The sequence below is a fragment of the Halobellus rufus genome, assembly GCF_000739575.1.
Taxonomy (GTDB): domain Archaea; phylum Halobacteriota; class Halobacteria; order Halobacteriales; family Haloferacaceae; genus Haloquadratum; species Haloquadratum rufum.
In genome coordinates this window covers 1-4,783 of record NZ_BBJO01000073.1, presented here as the reverse complement: position 1 = coordinate 4,783, position 4,783 = coordinate 1, and the positions used below count along the sequence as shown (strand labels likewise).

The 4,783-nt window shown below is 52.6% G+C and carries 5 protein-coding genes; 1 reads left to right on the top strand and 4 read right to left on the bottom strand.

The window, feature by feature from the left end:
• Nucleotides 1-37 precede the first annotated feature (37 nt).
• The 3 genes from ACP99_RS18575 to ACP99_RS18570 form a co-directional block, all read right to left on the bottom strand.
• Nucleotides 38-295: a hypothetical protein gene (locus ACP99_RS18575; protein ID WP_197052523.1), complete on the bottom strand. Its 258-nt coding sequence runs from the start codon at nt 293-295 to the stop codon at nt 38-40.
• 172 nt (nt 296-467) lie between these two features.
• Nucleotides 468-905: a TRAM domain-containing protein gene (locus ACP99_RS19710; RefSeq protein WP_081927590.1), complete on the bottom strand. Its 438-nt coding sequence runs from the start codon at nt 903-905 to the stop codon at nt 468-470.
• 57 nt (nt 906-962) lie between these two features.
• Nucleotides 963-1,529, bottom strand: coding sequence for a hypothetical protein (locus ACP99_RS18570; RefSeq protein WP_231554351.1), 567 nt, complete (start codon nt 1,527-1,529; stop codon nt 963-965).
• A 130-nt stretch (nt 1,530-1,659) separates the two neighbouring features.
• Here ACP99_RS18570 and ACP99_RS21450 point away from each other — a divergent pair, with 130 nt between their 5' ends.
• Nucleotides 1,660-2,331: a tyrosine-type recombinase/integrase gene (locus tag ACP99_RS21450; protein ID WP_081927589.1), complete on the top strand. Its 672-nt coding sequence runs from the start codon at nt 1,660-1,662 to the stop codon at nt 2,329-2,331.
• Between the two features lie 49 nt (nt 2,332-2,380).
• Here the strand turns inward: ACP99_RS21450 and ACP99_RS18565 are convergent, their stop codons facing one another.
• Nucleotides 2,381-4,729 carry an Eco57I restriction-modification methylase domain-containing protein gene (locus ACP99_RS18565; protein ID WP_197052522.1) on the bottom strand — a complete coding sequence of 783 codons (2,349 nt, stop codon included), beginning with the start codon at nt 4,727-4,729 and terminating at the stop codon, nt 2,381-2,383.
• Nucleotides 4,730-4,783: the final 54 nt, after the last annotated feature.

Here is a 4,783-nt window from a genome sequence, read left to right as displayed (position 1 = left end):
GTGCTTGCAGTCAGTCAAAAAATTGGAGGGGACGGTGTTAGTCGACCGTCGCTAACACGCGGACATCCGTTGCTGAATGTCGTTCCCGTTCAGTACGGGCACCGTGTTCGCGGAGGAACTCATCGATACGGTCGGCAAGGGACTCCGCATCCTCCCTATCAACGTGGACGATCAGCGTCGGACGCTTCTCATCGCTGTTCTCAATCACGAGCGAGACATCCTTGAATTCGTCCGGCTGTCTATACGCCTCGAACTCATCGGCGACCTGGTCGGCCAGGTCGTTCGAGTACCTCAATCGGTTCCTTTGTCATAGATTGCATTTCGGCTTTGGAAGGTTGTGCCATCGCAAACGGGTGGAGAAAGCGTGACGTGACTTTCAGAACCACCTCCATCAGACAAACGCGAACGGAGCCTTCTCACACCGATGGTTTACCGAGAAGAAGACCGATCCACGGAAGGTCAATAGGTTAGAGTGCTCGCGGATCGCTATCGACGATGCTCGCAAACGCGACGTTCTCCTGTACTTGTTCGATTTCGACTGTTGGCTCGTCACCGGGCTGAGCGCCGGGGACAATCACGACATACCCCCGTTCGACTTTCGCAATACCGTCGCCCTGATCGCCGACAGTTTCGATTGTCACGTCACGGACTTCGCCTTCATCGACAGGAGGACCAGATGAATCGTGGCTCGTGCTCCCCTGAGTAGCGGGACGCCGTGGGCCCTGTGGAGATGTCGATTCAGCTTCAGAGGATGAATCAAGAAGAGCGATGCGGTACGTTTCATCAACAGTCAGCGCCCCATGCTTGATTTCACTCGAAGGAATCTCGATGACGAATGTGCCATCGTCCTCCTCCTTAATTTTCGCAGTGAACAGCGAACACAGGGAGTCTGGGATTTCTACCATAACTGGGTTTGATACTGGATACAATTAATCGGTCTCTTTGAGAAGGAGCGAACTGGATCAACTGTCCTCAGCTGGTTCTTCCCAAGGAATGTCTCGCTTGTGGACTACAGCGAGCTTCGAGTCGTCATCATCTTCTATTGCACTGAGACCACGCTGGACGAGAGTGTGAACCTGTCCAGCAGACTCCGGGAACGAAAATTGGTCATCCTCCGCGTCAGCACGGAGTTCCAGATAATGGAGGTACAACCTGAACGTCGTATCTGCTCCGATAGGCCACCAAATCGTCCCTATCTGCTCATCTACCTGATTGTCCCAATGCTCTATGAGTTCACGGATATCGTCGACGAGCTCCTCCCCAGAGGTGCGAAGGCGGAGGGAGTATTCCCGATCCCGCTCCATATCTTCAATTATATCCTGAAGGAAAGGCTCAGCCTCCAAGGCGGTAGGTGACGTCTGATCCGCTTTTAGAAGGTGTTCTAACGCCCGAATTTCTTCACGCCGAGCGGCTACAGCGTATGCGACATTGTACTTGTCCTCGGGGAAGATTTCGTGCTGACTCGGTTGCTGTGCCTGAGGGACAGTATCCCCAGTGGATGAGCTAAATAAGGTCTCAAAGAGTCCCATACGCTTCGTCCGGAGGGCACACATAAGTATTTCCTGTCATATCAGACGGCAATTCTGGCACTGTGAACCGATTCACCTTGACACTCGAAGAAGATGCGGATTATCTTTGTATCGACAGACAGCGATAGATATGGTAGCAACACGAGAGAGGGCCCTTAGCGAACGCGAGTTCGAACTACTGTTAGAAGGGGCTGGACGAATAGGAGATACGCAACGGAGGCTCGAAACACGAGCGGCCATTCTCCTTGGAGGCCGTCTTGGACTTCGACCAGGAGAAACAACGCACTTGTCGAAATCGTGGGTTGACCTAGAGCGGCAGATGATTCAGATTCCCCCACAGGAGAACTGTACGAAGGGACGAGATGGTGGTATCTGTGGCTACTGTCGGCAGGCGGTGAAACAGCGGCTGGATCACAATCCCAATACGGATTTCCAGAGCTTTGCTGATCGGTATTGGCTCCCGAAAACAGAAGCCGCATCTCGAACAGTTCCGTACCATTTCTCATATCGAGTCCGAGTCGCAGTCGAATTACTACTCAACGAACATAGCGGCTGGCCGTATTCATTCTCGACCTTACAACGGCGACTAGAAACCGCCTTAGAACGGTCTCCGGAGCTGTCTAATGACGCAACCTCGCTACATGGATTACGTGCAACAGCCGCGTCGTACCATGCAGGAAGAGGCTTAGATCTCCCCGCGCTCCGAGCAATGTTCGGGTGGGAGGACATCACTACTGCACGTCAATATCTGAATGTCGATGGAGCGATGACCCGGCGAGCGCTTGACAGTATTCATCAGTAAAGCTGAACCCATTAATGTCCGGAAGCCAGGCGTAGCGCTAGTTCAGTAGTTATTCCATCGGCCCTGCGTCTCCAAGATGGCCGTATTTCTCAGCAACCTTCTCAAAGTACGCTTCTGTCATAATACGAGGGTTCGACACGCGATGGAAGTCGTCAAGAACGAACTGCATTTCCTCCTCATCCAGCCCATATGCGTGGAACACGGCTGCGTCGACTTCGGCCTGTAGTTCACGCCGTGTCTCCATATCCGTCGCCGGATCAATCCCACCGAGTCGCTCACGCATTTTAGCAAACTCCTCACCGTAACAGCTGAGCTTCGCCGCACGATCAGCGATGTAGTGGAACCAGTTGTCGCCGTCAGTGAGTCGGGGCGCCTGTGACTCCTCAAACTTGTACTTCGAGGCGTGGGAATCAACCTTTGTCCGCATTAAGAAATCGAAGGGGATGCTGTTGATCAGCCCAAGCGCGACGAAAAGCTCCTTATCGGTGAAAACACGGTCGTAAGCACTGTGCATCGGGAATTCCGAAAGATCACCCTTGGTAGGGTTCGCCTCAAATGGCCGGACCGTGTACAGCGTATGGACGACCACTCCACCGGGTGGGATTACAGCCGCAATGAGCGTCCGTTCGTCAGTTGCACGAGCGACCTCACGGAGCACAAGTCGATACTCAGAGCTATGGAGACGGACGTCTTCCAAGGAAAGTTCTGGACGGTCAAATTCCTCGGTTAGCAATCGATTGACGAAACGCTTCTGGGAACTTGACGGGAGATGGCTGAACTCAGGGTCATCATTGAACTTGTTGTAGATAGCCTTCTTGAGGCTGATCGCCTCGTCCCGGGCACGGAAGTTCTTCTCTCGAACGCGACGCTTCGCGCTCAACTCCTCGTTATCCTCATCGACACTCCACAAAGAAACTGGTTCAAGGTCGTCGACGTAGGTCGACTCGTAACAGAATTGGTGGATGTTCTTTCCCTGATAGACCGGATAATCCCCTTTGGATTCGTCCTCGATGAATCTATCCCGATCTCGTCCCCGATCCAGTTCCTTGTACAAGACCGTACGCCAAGTACCACCAATTTCGGTCGCCAATGGAGGTGTCTGGAGAATCTTATCCAGCACTGAGACCTCCTGTTGTTCCTCGATATTTGGGAATATCCGAGCACCGGGAGAATACTCCTTGAGGATGCGTGCGGGGATCTCCAGAGCTACATCATCAATCGACCGAAGGGTATCAACAGAAGTCTGATGGAAGATACCGTTAACAGTGTCAGTATTCCCGGAATTCCGGAATGTTACTATTCCGAAATTATACTGGCCGTGGATGTCATTGAAGATCCCATTGTTCTCGAATCCAATTATATGCTGAACCGTCGACTCCTCGAGCATATGGACTCGCAAATCCTTCCCAGCGGCGGCATTGAAAAACGGACCAGGAAGCAGCTGTGAAACATACCCACCATCTCTGACGATATCATAGACTCGCTCAAAGAACAGTAGCGACAGGTCGTTCGTCCGTGCAACCTGTTGCCCTTCTACGCTTGGCGTCTGGTACTCGTATTCTCCACTCTGGTTGATATAGGTCGCTTGGCGTTCCTTGTCACGCTGGAACTCCTCCCATTCAGAAGCGATTTCAGGGGTCTCTAAAAGCTCCTCTACCTTCTTGTCCTTCTCACTTGGCGGGCGGCTACGAAACTCAGTATCGTACTTTGGGAAGAAATCCGTCCGATATGGCTTCAGTTCATCCCACGGGGGGTTTCCAATGATGACATCAAAGCCGCCTTCTCGATAGACTGTCGCGAACTCAAGCACCCAATGAAACGGTGAGAATTCCTCTAATTCCCCAAGAGAAACATCCTCGTCAACGAGTTCGTTGAACTGATCGCGGATTTTCTCATTAAGCTCCTCACTGTGGGAGTCGATTTTTCGCTCAGCCATTTTACGAGCGTTCTGCGCTTCACGGGCTGAATCCGCCGCCCGATGACGGTCCTGTTCCCGAATGACATCCTCATAGAGGTCCTTGACCGCAGTCCCGACACCCCAATTCGAGAGTGACGCGTCGCCGGCATCCTCCCGTGCGACTTCTTGGAGTTCAGTGAACCCAATCAGCGAGTTGCCCTGACGGATGTTGAAATCAATATTCGGGAGTGGTTCGACCTCGTTCGGTTCGTCCTCGATATCAGCGACCATCGACAGCCACAAGCGTAGTTTGCAGATCTCGACTGCTCCGTCCTCGATATCGACCCCGTAGAGATTGTTGAGGATGATAGACCGCTTTGCGAAAAGTGATATTCCTCCATGCCCTCCTTCAATACTCTCTAATTCCTCGCGACTACGACTCTCCAGCTCCCAGCCTTGTCCTTCAGCTTCGAGCCGTTGGAAATACTCAATGCATTGCATCAACTGAGCGTGTCGCTGTTGGCCGTTTTCGACTTGTTCTGCGGATGTCGGTGA